This window comes from Diaphorobacter sp. HDW4B, from assembly GCF_011305535.1.
Classification (GTDB): Bacteria; Pseudomonadota; Gammaproteobacteria; order Burkholderiales; family Burkholderiaceae_C; genus Diaphorobacter_A.
The window spans coordinates 4,634,812-4,650,163 of record NZ_CP049905.1 but is presented as its reverse complement, the minus strand read 5'-3'; the positions used below and the strand labels follow the sequence as shown (position 1 = coordinate 4,650,163).

8 protein-coding genes are annotated in these 15,352 nt (G+C 60.2%); 2 read left to right on the top strand and 6 right to left on the bottom strand.

What is annotated here, in order from left to right:
• Nucleotides 1-91: 91 nt before the first annotated feature.
• The gene (locus tag G7048_RS21210) at nucleotides 92-1,003 is read left to right on the top strand and encodes a LysR family transcriptional regulator (protein WP_166070039.1); all 912 of its coding nucleotides are present in this window, start codon (nucleotides 92-94) and stop codon (nucleotides 1,001-1,003) included.
• 18 nt (nucleotides 1,004-1,021) lie between these two features.
• Here the strand turns inward: G7048_RS21210 and G7048_RS21205 are convergent, their stop codons facing one another.
• The 6 genes from G7048_RS21205 to G7048_RS21180 all read right to left on the bottom strand — a co-directional run bounded on the left by G7048_RS21205 (nucleotide 1,022) and on the right by G7048_RS21180 (nucleotide 13,751).
• Entirely contained in the window at nucleotides 1,022-2,890 is a 1,869-nt protein-coding gene (locus G7048_RS21205; RefSeq protein ID WP_166070038.1) for a polysaccharide pyruvyl transferase family protein, read from the bottom strand.
• A complete protein-coding gene (locus G7048_RS21200) occupies nucleotides 2,884-5,289 on the bottom strand; it encodes a glycosyltransferase (RefSeq protein ID WP_166070037.1) in 2,406 nt (801 codons plus the stop codon). Before G7048_RS21200 ends, G7048_RS21205 begins: the two co-directional genes overlap by 7 nt.
• Before the next feature lie 209 nt (nucleotides 5,290-5,498).
• The gene (locus tag G7048_RS21195; RefSeq protein ID WP_166070036.1) at nucleotides 5,499-6,926 is read right to left on the bottom strand and encodes an MBL fold metallo-hydrolase RNA specificity domain-containing protein; all 1,428 of its coding nucleotides are present in this window, start codon (nucleotides 6,924-6,926) and stop codon (nucleotides 5,499-5,501) included.
• A gap of 400 nt (nucleotides 6,927-7,326) precedes the next feature.
• Nucleotides 7,327-11,457 (bottom strand): ATP-dependent RNA helicase HrpA, encoded by a 4,131-nt coding sequence (hrpA, locus tag G7048_RS21190; RefSeq protein ID WP_166070035.1) that lies wholly within the window; start codon nucleotides 11,455-11,457, stop codon nucleotides 7,327-7,329.
• Between the two features lie 242 nt (nucleotides 11,458-11,699).
• On the bottom strand, nucleotides 11,700-12,863 hold the full coding sequence (locus G7048_RS21185) for an AAA family ATPase (protein WP_166070034.1): 1,164 nt from the start codon (nucleotides 12,861-12,863) through the stop codon (nucleotides 11,700-11,702).
• Between the two features lie 36 nt (nucleotides 12,864-12,899).
• Nucleotides 12,900-13,751, bottom strand: coding sequence for an RNA ligase family protein (locus tag G7048_RS21180; protein WP_166070033.1), 852 nt, complete (start codon nucleotides 13,749-13,751; stop codon nucleotides 12,900-12,902).
• Between the two features lie 625 nt (nucleotides 13,752-14,376).
• On the opposite strand from G7048_RS21180, the gene coaA reads away from it, so the two are divergent.
• A complete protein-coding gene (coaA, locus tag G7048_RS21175; RefSeq protein WP_205750301.1) occupies nucleotides 14,377-15,318 on the top strand; it encodes a type I pantothenate kinase in 942 nt (313 codons plus the stop codon).
• Nucleotides 15,319-15,352 lie beyond the last annotated feature (34 nt).

The following is a 15,352-nucleotide window of genomic DNA, read 5'->3' as shown; positions in this document are numbered from 1 at the left end:
AATTTGTTCAATGGTTGGAGTATGCAGAAAATACTTTTGCAAAAAAATGCCAAAATCGAGCAAACATATTTGATTTCAAATCAACAATCAAATGAAGACGACTCTCGACGAAATGCAGCTCTTCGTGAGCGTGGTGGACCTGGGCTCCATCTCCGCTGCGGCCGAGCAGCTGGAACTCACCGTCTCAGCCGCCAGCCGCACACTCACGCGGCTGGAACACAAGCTCGACACCACGCTGCTCAATCGCACGACAAGGCGGCTCACACTCACCGATGAAGGCGCGAGTTTTCTGGAACAGGCGCGCAGCATTCTCGACTCCGTCAACGCCGCCGAAGAGCAGATGGCCGCCCGCAAGCATGCCCCTGCAGGCCGTCTGCGCGTGGACGCCGCCACGCCCTTCATGCTGCACGCCATCGTGCCGTTGATTCCGGGCTTTCGTGAGCGCTACCCAGACATCGAGTTGGAGCTGAACTCCAACGAAGGCATCATCGACCTGATCGAACACCGCACCGATGTGGCGCTGCGCATCGGCGCGCTCAAGGATTCCACCCTCCACGCCCGAAAACTAGCGACCAGCCGCGTGCGCGTGCTGGCCAGTCCCGCGTATCTGGCAAAGCACGGCGCGCCCAGAACGACCGCGCAACTGCTGAACGCCGAGCGCCATGTGCTGCTGGGCTTCAGCAAACCCGAATCACTGAACGAATGGCCGCTGCGCCACCCCGATGGCGAGCCCGTGCAGATCCAACCGCACATCCTGTCGCCAAACGGAGAAACGCTGCGCCATCTGGCTCTGTCAGGGCAAGGCATCGTCTGCCTCTCCGACTTCATGACGCGCGAGGACAGAGCCAGCGGTGCGCTCGTGCAGTTGTTTGCCAGACAGACGCTGGAGGTCCGGCAGACGATTCACGCGGTGTACTACCGGAACACGGCGCTGGCTTCGCGGATTGCTTGTTTTGTGGACTATTTGGCAGAGGTGTTTCGCGAAAAACCATTCAGCGGATGATCTGCGCGTCAGGTCGCTTCATCGCCCCGTGAGCAGGCTGTACAGCGTACGAAGCGGCTTGGTGATGCGCCACGAACTGGACGCGTGCAGTGCGTCGACGGTGGCCGTCAGATGCCCTATCTGCCCTCTCAATCTCCCGACCTCTTCCCGGTCACCTTGGGCCATTTGGTCATAAGCCGCTTGAAGAGCGTGATTGAGCTCCAGTATCTCTTCCCGCATTTGCGCAACAGCCTTGGTCAATTTCCTGCTGTCTTCTGGTTCAGCGCCAAGGTCTCGCATTTTCAAGATTTCGCCCTCAAGGCTGCGTGCGTACCGGATGGACTCTTCAAGAGAACTCCTCAACTGCGCATTGACCTCCATGAGGCTCGATGCACACCGTTCGGCTTCGATTTCATGCATTGCTTGCGCTGACTCGTCCATCTTCATTGCGTATGCTGAATGGTTTGCTTGCACCGATCCCTCATCATCAATCTCCAAAGTGGTCTGCCCCATCACCGTCATCGATCTTGTTTCCCACGCCATCTGGCTGTCTGCATTGCGTGCCGACGCATACGTTTCCGGCCCTGAAGCGGTCCGGGCATGCATGGCCGCAGATATCTGGTCAAAACGTGCTGGGCGAGGAGGGTTCACCGTCTGATTGCCAAGCATCCAACGCGCCAAGGCATCGCGTCGCAGTTGCTCATCGGCAACGATCACGTCACCACATTCGCTCAGTCGCGCGCGCATTTCGGAAGCGTGCGCCCAAAGCGCCAACACGTTCGAAGCAAGCTGCCCCTGCACCACCTCAGGCACACCACAGCAGTCACCAGCGCACCCGTAGTGATGCAAGGCACCTTGCAGTTTGATTCGCGTGTACTCGTCGCTCCAGACACCGAAACAAGGCACGCCTGCCGCCAAGGCAAAGACCAGCGGGTGATATCGCGAACTGACCACCAGGCTCGCGCGGGCTGTCAGTTGCGCCACCTGCATGGCGGGGAGCACTGGCAATACGTGCAGATGGGTCGCATGGATACGCGCTGCAAGCGCATGCCCCATCTCTTCATCCGACCACAAGCCCCCTGCCGCCACATTCGCGCGAGCATGGGGAATGAACACCAGGCGACATCCCGTCTGAGCCGCCACAAGCTCCAATTGCCGCGCAAGCTGATCCAGCAAGGGATCACTGCCTGTAGGATCACACAGTGGATGAAATGTCACGCCAATCCAGCGCTCATCTGCCGCAAAAGGCAACGGCCATCGCAGTTCAGCAGTGGCATGCTTCTCCAGACCGGAAGCATCATCGATCTGGAAGGAAAGACGCTGAGGCGACGCACCCAGCTCCAACGCCAGCTCGTAGCTCGCCATCTCTCTTGCGCCAACCCATGCTGCTACGCGCAGTATCTCCGAGACCATGGCTCGCTGACGCGCGTTCAATTCTGGGCCGATGGTCTGCCCCAACAGAATCACTGGCGCGCCAATGCTCACAGCCTTGCGACACAGGGCCAATCGCTCATATATGTATTCGGGCCAGGTGCTGTTCAAATTGCCACCACCGGAAATCACCAGACCGTCTGCTTCGTTCGTCAACGCATCAAATGCGGATGGAAGGCGACTGGTCCAATGATTGCGTGTCCATCTCGCCAACAGTTCCTCGCATGCAGCTTCGGACTCGCACGACTCGAAGCCCAGTCCGTGGACAGCCTTGACTCCATAAGTTGCAGCGGTGAATTCGGGATCCCTGGAGACTGCCAGCAATTGGGCCTGCGGGGCCATGCTGCGCAGCAGGTGGATGTTCGCCTCGAACATGGCTTCGTCGCCGACGTGGTAGCTGTGCTTGGCACCTATGTCGCCAATCACGGTCCAGCGCCGCACCGCCCCAGGCAACGTTGCCGAAGCATTGTTCAGCATGCCGTTGGCTCCAACAACTCATTGCTCTCCAAGACGACATGCCCCAGTCTTTCGCGCAACCACTGTGCGCAAGCGTCCGCGCCATGACGCAACTGCAGCAACTCGCGAGCCGCATTGGCTCGCCTCCCGGCTTCTGCGCGTTGATGAAACACCTGACGCATCTGCCACGCGGCATGGACCTCATCCGGCTCAGCCCAGACCTGTCCTTCGTGGAATGGGTATTCACCCTCACGCACTGGCACCAGCTTGAAGTCGACCGGCCAACCCGTTTCGTACGACACCAATTCCGTGGTCGCCGAGTAGTCGGTGGCGATGACCGGCTTGCCAAGCTGCATGGCCTCCGCAACCAGAAGCCCCAGCCCCTCGCTGCGATGAAGAGACACCACGGCATCGCAGCAGTTCATCAATTGCAGTGTTTCCTCACGGCTCAATGTCGCATCGACCAGCACCACATCCGGATTCGCGCAGAGCTCGTCGTACAGTTCGCGGCCACGCGCATTGGCCTTCTCCGCATTGAGCGTCTTGATGACCACTCGCGCATTCATCCGCAGTGCTGCATCACCAAACGCGATGCGGAAAGCGCGCACCAAAGCCAACGGATTCTTTCGCTCCACGAACGAAAGAAAGTCGAACGCGAAGTAGAACAAAAACGCGCCCTCGGGCAATCCCCATCGGGCGCGCGGAACGGATGGCGGCACATCGAAGGTGAGTTGCAGCGGCATGTGAACGACCGGCTGATCCAGCTTGTGCGCCAGCATGGACTGAACAAACCGCGTCGGTGCCCAGACCTCATCCATCAGATCAAACGCCTTCAACCAGGTCGCAGGAAAGTGCTCCAACTCCCAAAAAGGAATGACGGTGCGCCAACCGTCTTGCGGCAGCTTTTCTTTCAGACTCTCGATCACTGCAGGCAGTTGATCTGCATTCACACCAAAGATCTGCAGGGGGGCAATGACTGTTTCATCGAACAAGTCTTCCAGCGAGCTGTCCACCGTCTCCGACAATGCATTCAACCGGATGGGCATGCCACTCACAGGCAGCCCCGCATGTCGCAGCGAGTGCAAGACCTGCCGCCCTGCTTCGCCAACGCCCAGCGCGAGTTGAAGATATCCAATGACGGTCAGCTCCGGCCCGTGCTTTCTGGCAGGCCGATCCGATCTTTGGGGATTTTTTTGCACCGATGCCTTGGCCGCACGCAAGGCCGCAGGCTCCACCAGACGACGATCTCCCAACCAGTCACGCCCATGATGGACGAACCAGTCAATCAGCCCCGCCACGCCCTGCTCGGTCTGCAGGTTGAAGGCAATGCTCAGCCACGAAGATCGTGCATGCATTTCGGCCATGAGGCGCGTCACATATCCGGATGCACAGACACTGCTTTTCAGGCTCGGCATCTGCAAGTATTCTTCGTAGGCCTCGAACGGATCGTTTCCAAGCCAACTGAAGTGGCTTTCACGAAAGATGCGTCGTACGACGTCTGGAATCCGCACGCCCGATGCAAACCTCGCATAAGCATACGTGGCACCGGGCACCCGACCATATCCGTTGGATAGGACCTGCTCCGCATAATCGCGCATCAGTTGGCTCAGTTGCGCGGAGATTTCATCGCCACGAAATGCCTCCGTGTACTTGGAAAGCCGCAAGAGATTGCGAGGATCGATGCCGCTGAAGTGAAAGAACCGCAACGGCTTTCCATCCACCGTCCACGCACCCGAATCTCCGCCCAACTCGCGCTGATGCAGATTCCAATAAGCCACGTTGTAGGCGGTCTCCCGAAGAATCCGCGCGCCATCGGCAAATCCGGGGATCAGGTCCATGAACTTCTGATCCACAAAAATGCCGCGCTCAGGCTCGTTCACGCATTCATGCAGCAGCCGCTTGGACCACCAACGCAGCAGTCGGTCCGACTCATCGCACGCCCCGACCCCCAGGAAGCCGAGGTTGTAGATACCGGCGCGCATGATCCCGATATCGTCCGGAAAGGCATCGCGTTCCGCCGGCTGGGTGAGATGCGGCGTCAGAACAAACGAAGCCCCGTCATCCAGACACTGAAAGACATGTTCAAGTGGCGCGAACACTTCGATGTCCGGATCAAGATAGACAACATGGGAATGCCCGCGCTCCAGCAAACGGCGAAACATGAACGGCTTGACCGCCGTGTTGAATTCCATGATGTCGTAGCGGAATGCGAATTCCCGGAAATCGGGAATACCGAGCGCATCCGCCGTGACGACCTCACACCCATCAGGGTAAAAACCGGGCTCGCCAATGCACTCGTCCGCCAGGCACAGATAGATGTCCGCCTCAGGGTGATGCCGACGCGCGCTCGCGAGCAACACCTGCGCCATCGGCACATAGTTGTTCGAGCAAATGGTGAAAATCGCACGCTTGCGGGGCATCTCGTCTACCTTGCAAAAACGGATGCCCTCCGAGTCCGACACAGGCAAGCCAACCACAGCCTCCCGCGCTCATTCACTCTGATTGCACGCATTGAATTGAATGTTAGTAATTGTCAATCAATTCAAGCGGCATGTCGAGACGCTTGCCACGTCAGTAAGCGCTCATTTTTTCCTATCCACTTGGCCGCATACACAGCGTTTCAGCAATTTCAAAACTCGAACCGCTCGCGCTCCCCTGGCACCACAGCTTCCATCCCGAACCGCGCCTTCAACTCCCCAGCCAACACCCGCGCAGGCTCTGCCTCGCCATGCACCACAAAGGTCTTGTGCGGCTTCTTCTTGAAGGCGCCTGCCCAGTCAAGCAGCGCCTTCTGATCCGCGTGCGCCGAGAAGCCGCCCAGCGTGTGCACCGAGGCACGCACATCGATTTCCTCGCCGAACATGCGCACCTGTTTGACGCCATCCACCAACCGTCGACCGAGCGAGCCTTCGGTCTGGAAACCACAGATGATCACCGCGCAGTCAGGGTTGCCCAGGTTGTTGCGCAGGTGGTGAAGAATGCGGCCTGCGTCGCACATGCCGCTGGCGCTGATGATGACCGCGCCGCTCTTGATGCGGTTGAGCTTGATGGAGTCTTCCACATCGCTGATGAAGTGCACTCGCCGGCTTTCCATGAGCTTGGCCGCACTGCCCAGCAGTTGCTTGGCCTCTTCGTCGAACACCGAGAAATGCTTGAGCGTGATTTCCGTGGCCGCCACCGCCATGGGCGAATCGACAAAGATTTCCACATTGTTCAACCGCCCTTGCTGCGCAAGCTGCATGAAGTGATACAGCAGCTCCTGCGTGCGTCCCACGGCAAACGCGGGAATGATGATGTTGCCGCGCGGCGCGGTGTTGTTGACCACCTCGACCAGCTCATCGAGCGTGCTGCCCAAGTCCTTGTGCAGCCGGTCGCCGTAGGTGGATTCGATGAGCAGCACATCGGCTTCATCGATGGGCGTAGGGTCGCGCAGAATCACACGACCGGGCTGGCCCAGATCGCCACTGGCCACCAGCTTGGTGACCTTGTCGTCCACACCGGTCAACCAGATTTCAAGAATCGCCGAACCAAGAATATGCCCCGCATCGCGCATGCAGACCTGCACATGCTCATGCGGCGCAAACGTCGTGCCATAAGGCTCGGCCTTGGTCTGCTCCATGGCCAGCGCGACATGGGCCAGACTGTAGAGCGGCAATTGGATTTCCTTGTTCGAGCGATACGCATTGCCGCGTTGATGCCGCTGCCCACCCGACTTCTGCCGCTTCAGATCGCGCTCGTATTCCATCTGCTGGATATGCGCGCTGTCCTTGAGCAGCACCCCCAGCAGATCCCTGGTCGCGAGCGTGCAATAGATAGGCCCCCGAAACCCGAGCGCAACGAGCTTGGGCAACAGCCCGCTGTGGTCGATATGCGCATGGGTGAGCAACACAAAATCGATGCTCGCCGGATCGAACGCAAACGCATTCTCGTTGTGCTCATCCGCCTCGCGCCCGCCCTGCGCCATCCCGCAATCGATGAGAAAGCGGCACCCATTCGCCTCCACCAGATGACAAGAACCCGTGACCGTCTGCGCCGCACCATGGAACGTGATTTGCATGGAAATACCCGCCTTCGCCCGTGAATCAGAAAGAGTAAATGGCCTGCCAAGAGGCCTTTTCAGCAATCTATCACCACACTCCCCAGCGCAACCGACTTCGCGATCTCCCCAATCGCGAACCTTGACTCAAATCAATCCACAAAAGCAGCGGGCATCCCCCAAAAACCCAGGGCTCACCAGCGCCGCGGGCACGAGCAACGCGAAGTGCCGAAACACACCTCTTATGAAACCTCTGACTCGCGGCGGTTGTCCGAACGGAGAGCCCTCCAGGGCTCGCAGTGAGTTCTGCCGCGTGCCCCCGAATTCAAGCGCGCTTTTGGTGACTTTTCGCGCGCCAGCGAAAAGTTACTCGCCCGCCGGGGCGAGACCCGGCACCCGCACTCAAAAAAGCAAACGAAGATCAGCTCTGCAACTGCCCCCAAACCTTCTCCATCCGCTTGGCACTCACCGGATAAGGCGTGCGCAACTCCTGCGCAAAAAAGCTCACCCGCAGTTCTTCGAGCATCCACCGATATTCCTGCATCCGCGCATCCACATGCCCCTTGCGCTCGGCAACGAGGCGCCAATAACGCTGCTCCAGCGGTCTGAGTTCAGCAGACTTTGCCACGTCACGCGCAGCATCCGCACGGTACTTATCGAGGCGAATCGTGATCGCCTTCAGATACCGCGCGTAGTGCCCCAGTTGTGTCCACGGCGCAATCGCGATGAAGTTCTTGGGCACCAGGCGCTGCAATTGCGCAGCCGCGTCCGCAGTTGCATCGGCCGCGTTCTTGGTGTCCTTGATCTTGCGCTGCGCAGCGGCGAACTCGGTCAGGATCACGCCTGCCATGCGCGCGACCTCGTTGGCGATCAACGTGAGTCGCCCTCGCCCGTCCTGCACGCGCTGCTTGAAATCAGCCTCGTTGGCGGGCAGCGGGTCTTGCAAAAAGGCTCGGTCAATCGCCACGTCGATGATCTGCGCGCGCAGGTCTTCCTGCGTGCCCAGCGGCATGTAGGCCACGGCCATTTTCTGCAGATCGGGGATGTTCTTTTCCAGATACTTGAGCGCGTCCTTGATCTGCAAGGCAAACAAACGTCGCAGGCCGATGCGGTGCTTGGCCGCTGCCACTTCGGGCTCGTCGAACACCTCGATGCTGACCGCGTCGCCGTGGTCGATCAGCGCAGGAAAACCGATCAGCGTCTGGCTGCCTTTGCCGATTTCCATCAGCTCGGGCAGCTCGCCGAAGGTCCATTCCTTGAAACGTGCTTCGGCTTGCTGCTGCGGTTTGGTATTGGGCTTTTCAGTCTTCGGAGCCTTGTCCTGGCGCGCAGTTTGTTGCTGCGTCTGCTTGACCACAGGTTCCGCCACGACCGCCTTCGCCTGCTCGCCGTCCACATGTTCGGCCACGCGCAATGTCGCCAGCGCCTGGAATGCGCCGCGCGCCTTCGCACCCAGCTCGGACTTGAGTGCACCCAGATTGCGCCCCTGCCCCAGTTGGCGGCCATGCTCGTCCGTGATGCGGAAGTTCATGAACAGATGCGGGCTCAGCATGTCGAGCTTGAAATCGGCACGCTTCACGTCGAGCGAGGTTTCATCGCGCACCTGTTTGAGCAGCACATCGATGAGACCACCGTTGGCCATGCGCTGTTCCTTGTTGAACAGATCGGCCAGGCGCTGCGCGCTTTCCGGCAGCGGCACAAAGCGGCTGCGCGGGCGCTGCGGCAGGCTCTTGAGCAAGGCCTGAATCTTGTCCTTCAACATGCCGGGCACCAGCCATTCGGAACGCTCCTCGCTCACCTGATTGAGCACAAACAGCGGCACGGTCACCGTCACGCCGTCGCGCGCATCGCCGGGGCTGTGCAGGTAGTGCGCAGTGCAATCGACGCCGCCCAGCTTCACGGTCTTGGGGAAGGCTTGCGTGGTGATGCCAGCCGCCTCATGGCGCATGAGTTCGTCGCGCGAGAGGCGCAGCAGATCGGGGTTACCGCGTGATTCGGTGCGGAACCACTTGTCGAAACTCGCACCGCTGAAAACGTCTCTGGGCAGTTGCTGGTCGTAGAACGCGTAGATGAGTTCGTCATCCACCAGCACGTCGGCGCGGCGGCTCTTGTGCTCCAGCTCCTCGACCTTCTTGACCAACTTGAGATTGGAGGCAAGAAAGTGCCAGTGCGTCTCCCACTCGCCTTCCACCATGGCCTGGCGAATGAACAGCTCACGCGCGGTCTGCGGGTCGATGCGGCCATAACTCACACGGCGGCCGTTGTAGACGACAAGGCCATACAGCGTCGCGCGCTCGAAGGCCACCACGTCGGCCTGTTTCTTGGACCAGTGCGGATCGAGCATCTGCTTTTTCAGCAGATGCGCGCCCACCTCTTCCAGCCACTGTGGCTCGATGGCGGCAATGCCGCGACCATACAGACGCGAGGTCTCGACCTGCTCGGCAGCCACGATCCAGCGCCCCGGCTTCTTCGACAGATGCGCGCCCGGATGCGCATGGAACTTGATGCCATGCGCGCCCAGATACGCGTCGCTTTCCTCACCCTTGTAGCCGATGTTGCCCAGCAGGCCGGAGAGCATCGACAGGTGCACGGCATCGTAGCCCGCAGCCTCGTCGTTGATCTTCCACTTCTGCTCCTTGATCACGGTGAGCAGTTGCGAATGAATGTCTCGCCACTCACGCACGCGGCGGATGTTGATGAAGTTCTGGCGCAGCAGTTGTTCCCACTGGCGGTTGCTGATCTTGTGGGTCGCGGGTTCGCTTTCGGCCGGGTTGAACAGCGCGAGCTTTTCTTCCGCCGTTTCGGTATCACGCGCGCCGGAGCTGCGCTGATCGACCGGCAAAAACGCCGCATTGCGTGCATTCGCACCCTTGCTCGCTGGCGCAGTTTGCGCAGCCATTTCCTTGCGCGTCTTGGCGACGACCTTGCCGCCACGCGCGTCGGACAGCCATTTCCACAGACGCAGATAGCCGCTGAATTCGCTCTTCTCATCGTCGAACTTTGCATGCTGCTGATCGGCCTGCTGCTGCGCTTCCATCGGCCGGTCGCGCACATCCTGCACGCTCAGCGCCGAGGCGATGATCAGCACTTCGGCCACGGCGCCGCGTTCGCGCGCTTCCAAAATCATGCGACCCACGCGCGGATCGAGCGGCAGGCGCGACAGCTCCTTGCCCATGGGCAGCAACTGGCCGCGATCATCCACCGCGCCGAGTTCTGCGAGCAACTGGTAGCCGTCCGCAATCGCGCGGCCCGAAGGCGCTTCGAGAAACGGGAAATGCACCACATCGCCCAAGTTCAGCGACTTCATGCGCAAGATCACACCGGCCAGCGACGAACGCAGGATTTCCGGATCGGTGAACTTGGGACGCGATTCGAAATCGGCCTCGTCGTACAGACGAATGCAGATACCGTTGGCCACACGACCACAACGGCCCGCGCGCTGATTGGCCGCTGCCTGACTCACCGGCTCGACCAGCAGTTGCTCGACCTTGCTGCGGAACGAATAACGCTTCACACGCGCCGTGCCCGCATCGATCACATAACGAATGCCGGGCACCGTGAGCGAGGTTTCCGCCACATTGGTCGCCAGCACAATGCGGCGGCCCGTGTGGCCGTCGAAGATGCGGTCCTGCTCGGCCTGCGACAGGCGCGAGAACAGCGGCAGCACCTCGGCACTGCGCAGCACGGGCGAGTGCTGCAGGTGCTTGCGCAGATGGTCGGCCGCCTCGCGAATTTCGCGCTCGCCGGGCAGAAAGACGAGGATGTCGCCGCCCTTGCCGCCCGCCCACAGTTCGTCCACGCCCTCGGCAATCGCGTCGTCGAGATCGACGTCCTTCTTGTCGTCGAACGGGCGATAACGCATCTCGACCGGGAACGTGCGGCCCGAGACCATGATGACCGGCGCAGGTCCCGACTTGTTTTCAAAATGCTTGGCAAAGCGGTCCGCGTCGATGGTGGCGGACGTGACGATCACCTTCAGATCGGGCCGCTTGGGCAGGATCTGGCGGATGTAGCCCAGCAGAAAATCGATGTTCAGACTGCGCTCGTGCGCCTCGTCGATGATCAGCGTGTCGTAGGCCTTGAGCAGCGGATCGGTCTGGGTTTCGGCCAGCAAAATGCCGTCGGTCATCAGCTTGACCGAAGCGCCTTTTTGCAGCGTGTCCTGAAAACGCACCTTGTAGCCGACCACTTCGCCGAGCGGCGTGTTCAGTTCCTCGGCGATGCGCTTGGCGACCGACGATGCGGCGATACGGCGCGGCTGCGTGTGGCCAATCAGGTGGCCGCGCACAAAGCCCTTGTCGTCCGGCACCGCGTTGATCTTGCCGCGACCGAGTGCCAGAGCGATCTTGGGGAGTTGGGTGGTTTTTCCCGAGCCGGTCTCGCCACAGACGATGATGACCTGGTGCTTGTCCATGGCCTCCATGATTTCTTCACGGCGGGCGGAGACGGGGAGGGATTCGGGGAACGTGATCGACAAAGGCATAAGGGGCCCAATTATCCCAGCCCTTCCCTTTTCCTTCCCCAACTCATCCATTTTTTGGTTTTTGTTCATATTTTTGTTTTGCTTGCGGGTTCTACGAAGCCTGTGCGGCTTCGATGGGTCATTCGTTTTGAGGCGCCAATACAGCCCCTTATCCTTTGTTGCGAAGCCTTGCCGTACATGAGTACTGTCTGCGGCTTCGCGTCGCGGCTAAGGGGCTGTCTTGGCGTTGAGGTTGATGATTCCTGGGACAGCGTTCTCTTCTGAGTTCTGCTGTTTGAATACCAACAGCCCGCCGTTTGGTTTTTTTGGGTTTACTTGGTTTGATGCACCAGTAATTCCAGGCTGTGGGCTTCGGTTGGCGTGGGCACTTCCCACTTGTGCAGCATGCTGAGCAACGCCGCGTTCGTGAGCGTGGTGTCGCGTTTGCTGTTTCTTGTGAGCAGTTCTGCCCTGCTGGCTTCCAGATGCACCAGTCGGACGGTTGCGCCGTAGTCCAGGCACAGGTCCAGCGTCTTGCCGCGCATTTGTTGGGACAGGTGCGTGGCGTTCCAGACGAAGCGGCGTTTTTCACGCAGCAGGGCCTTGGCTTTGTCGATGGCGCGGTGGGCGACTGCGCCGTCGTTTTGGCCGTGGCGCAGGCCGAGTTCGGCGCGGGCGTCGTCGAAGGAGACGACCGGCCAATCGGGGCAATTGCTTGCCACCCAGGTGTTCTTGCCGCTGGCGGGCAGGCCGCACATCACGACCACTTGCGAGCCGGGTTCTTCGTGCAGTGCGTAGTCCGGGTGCAGTTGCGCACCGCGAAAGTAGCGCACAGCCGTCTCGGGCGACGCGAACTGCCTTGGAGTGCGCAGGCAGCCCTCTTCCTCGGCCAGCTCGCGCACCAGATCGATGTTGAGCAGCACGCCGTCCACGTCGGGACAGATGCGGCCCACGATGTCTGCGCGGGCGAGCATGCACAGCAGATGCACATCGACCTGCCAAGACAGTTCGCGCACGATGAACTCGGGCGAATGGCCGCGACGCGATTCGGCAAACGCGAAGAACGGCACTTGGTGCACCGCGATCAGGCGGCAGATGGCCTCGCGCTGCGTCACCGGCGCACCGGCCTCCCACAGCGCAATGCGCACATCGACCGCGCCCTTGCGCGAGTGACCAGGCTGCGAGATGCGACCGTCGTCGCTCACCACCGTGGTGGAGCACTTGGCCACATCGTGCAGCAGCGCGGCGAGAAACACCGTTTCGCGGTCGCGCTGATCGAGTTGCGCGTAATGGGCATCTTCCAGCAGTGCGCGCACCACCATCTGGGTGTGCGTCCATACATCGCCTTCGGCGTGGTAGATGGGGTCCTGCGGCGTGGTCTTGGCCTTTTCCAGTTGAGGAAAGGCGTCGAGGCACGCAGCAAAATCCACATCCGTGCCCGACTTGTCCGGGTCAGGCACCAGCGTTTGAATGTCTTTCCAATCATCGTCCCGCATGGGAATCTCCTTGGGCATTGGGTGCTGCGTGCACGCTCAACGCCATGTCTTGTCTATGTTGCCCGCAAAAATGTCGACGCCATCACGCAAGCCGTTGGGCACGATGGGGCGTTCGCTGTGGTGCGAGCCTGAATTCAGAATCACCTGGACAAAGTCGGAGCGAACGAACTTGTAGCGCTCCGTTGTCTGGCCGTTTTCTTCGACCTTGATGTACAGGCCCTCGGCGCAATCCGACGGATCGGTCTGCCGCCAGCACAGCTCCATGTCGAGCCGCTGACGCTGCACGATCTGCTCGAACGCAGCACGCCAATGCCTGCTGCGACCCAGCGATGGTGCGATCAGCGCGAGCAGGTCCTGCATGCGCTTGGGAGCCGTGCCGCTGTAGAGCACGGGCACCGACACCACCGGCACATCGGCCAGCAAGGCATGGCGTGCGGGCGTGTCGAGAAAACAGGCCCGGCTGCGATCCCAGATGTCGAACTCGGCAAACCAATGCGGCAAAGCGTCGTAGAACACCGAATGCTTGGCATACAGCCATTCGCCGTACATGACATAGCGGTCTTCGAGCCGTTTGAGCAGCGCAGCTTCATGCGCTCTCGCCCATTGTTTGAACGCGTTGAACTGGCGCTCTCTGCCGCCCATCTGGTCGATCTGCAGATAGTGACCGCGCGACTGCAGAAGCAATGCGCCGTCATTGGAAAAGCTCAGTGCCGAATTGGCACCGTCGAGCTTTTCCTCGACCACGATATGACGACCCGCCAAGTGCTCATAAGGCACGGAATCGTTGTCGTCACCTGCCTGCAGACGCGAGCCTTTCAGATGCGGCGTGCGCGGGTATTTGAGAATGTCCAGGTTGGACAGGTGTTGTATGGATGAATGCGAAGTCATGTTGTGCTTTCTGTGAAATGAAACAGGAAAAGCCAACGACTGCGAAAACGCCGCAATGAAGCGAGGGTATCGACAACGCCGTTTTTCAGCGCCGATCCAAGCGAATGGACGGGTACGGAAAAAACAGGTTGAAGAAAACCGTGGAAAGCAACTCGGCGCGCGCCCGTTGCAAGCAACGACGGGCCTTTCACGCCAATCCACACACCGCAGCGCACACGCGAAAAGAAAGATCCCTGGGTGAGAAACCGGGATCAGCGTGTGACGAAGTCGTTCAGCAGGAACGTGTGCGGCGGGACATGGTGCACCTCTATGTGGTGAGGGTGGATGGATGAAACCGAAAAGAAGGCCGCGAGTGTATTGCGAGTAACCGAGTTACCGCAAGCCATGCGTAGCACAAATGCATCAGTCCGCAGAGAATGCGGTGAAATCCCGGATTTGACATTTTTGAGTCACACGGCCGCCCCGCAGTGCAACAATACGGCCGACGCGCGGTGCCGTGGCGCTGGCGCATGTAAAAAGAGACAGACCTCCCCGAGGTGCCCAATTGAATCCTCCGTCATCGCTCCATTCTTCGCTTCTGGCACAACCCCTTGATGCCAGTGATGCCAGTGAACCCCGCGCCGCCGTGACGCCTCCACGCCTCGAACCGCCCTATGTCATCTTCGACCGCAGCCAGTGGGCCGCGCTCAGAAGTCCCGAGGACCATGTGCCCTCGCTGGCCAGCATCGAGATGCTGGGAGGCGTGAACGATCCGGCGCTGCAGATCGAGGTGGAAGAAATCTTTCTGCCGCTCACCCGTTTCATCAACTCGCACATCCGCGCCGCGCATGAATTGAGCCGCATCGTCTACAGCGGTTTTGATGGCACAGACTCGTCGACCCGAGCGACACCCTATGTGATCGGCGTGGCGGGCAGCGTGGCCGTGGGCAAGAGCACGTTTGCGCGTCTGCTGCGCGCGGTGCTGGCGCAGACCGTGCCGGGCCGCCGCGTGGAACTGGTGACGACCGACGGTTTTCTCTACCCCACGCGCGAGTTGCAGGAGCGCGCGCTCATGGGCCGCAAGGGCTTTCCGGACAGCTACGACCTGCCCGCGATGCTGGATTTTCTGTCGTCGGTGAAGTCCGGCAAATCCGGACTCAAAGTGCCGGTCTATTCGCACGAGGCCTACGACATCGTGCCTGATGAATTCGAGCATATCGACCGGCCCGACATCCTGATCTTCGAAGGCCTGAACGTGCTGCAGACCAAGAACATCGCGGCAGCCGTGGCGTCCGATTTCTTCGATTTCTCGATCTATCTGGATGCCGATTCGACACTGATCGAGAAGTGGTACATCCAGCGTTTCGTGAAGCTGCAGCGCACGATATTCCAGCGCGAAAGCTCGTACTTTCACCACTACAAGGACCTGAGCGAGGGCGAGGCGATCCAGGTGGCGCGCGGCATCTGGCAGCAGATCAACCTGCCCAATCTGCTCGACAACATCGCCCCCACACGCGGCCGCGCGCGCATTGTGCTGCGCAAGGGCGAGCAGCACCAGATCGAGGAAATCTCGGTTCGTCAGACCTGAACACGGGATTCCACGATTGCGTCAACACGGTCTC

Coding starts and splice junctions, on each gene's coding strand:
- G7048_RS21200 (WP_166070037.1), bottom strand. CDS start 5,289: ATGCCCCGCAAGCGTGCGATTTTCACCATTTGCTCGAACAACTATGTG.
- G7048_RS21180 (WP_166070033.1), bottom strand. CDS start 13,751: ATGACTTCGCATTCATCCATACAACACCTGTCCAACCTGGACATTCTC.
- hrpA (WP_166070035.1), bottom strand. CDS start 11,457: ATGAACAAAAACCAAAAAATGGATGAGTTGGGGAAGGAAAAGGGAAGG.
- G7048_RS21195 (WP_166070036.1), bottom strand. CDS start 6,926: ATGCAAATCACGTTCCATGGTGCGGCGCAGACGGTCACGGGTTCTTGT.
- G7048_RS21210 (WP_166070039.1), top strand. CDS start 92: ATGAAGACGACTCTCGACGAAATGCAGCTCTTCGTGAGCGTGGTGGAC.
- G7048_RS21205 (WP_166070038.1), bottom strand. CDS start 2,890: ATGCTGAACAATGCTTCGGCAACGTTGCCTGGGGCGGTGCGGCGCTGG.
- G7048_RS21185 (WP_166070034.1), bottom strand. CDS start 12,863: ATGCGGGACGATGATTGGAAAGACATTCAAACGCTGGTGCCTGACCCG.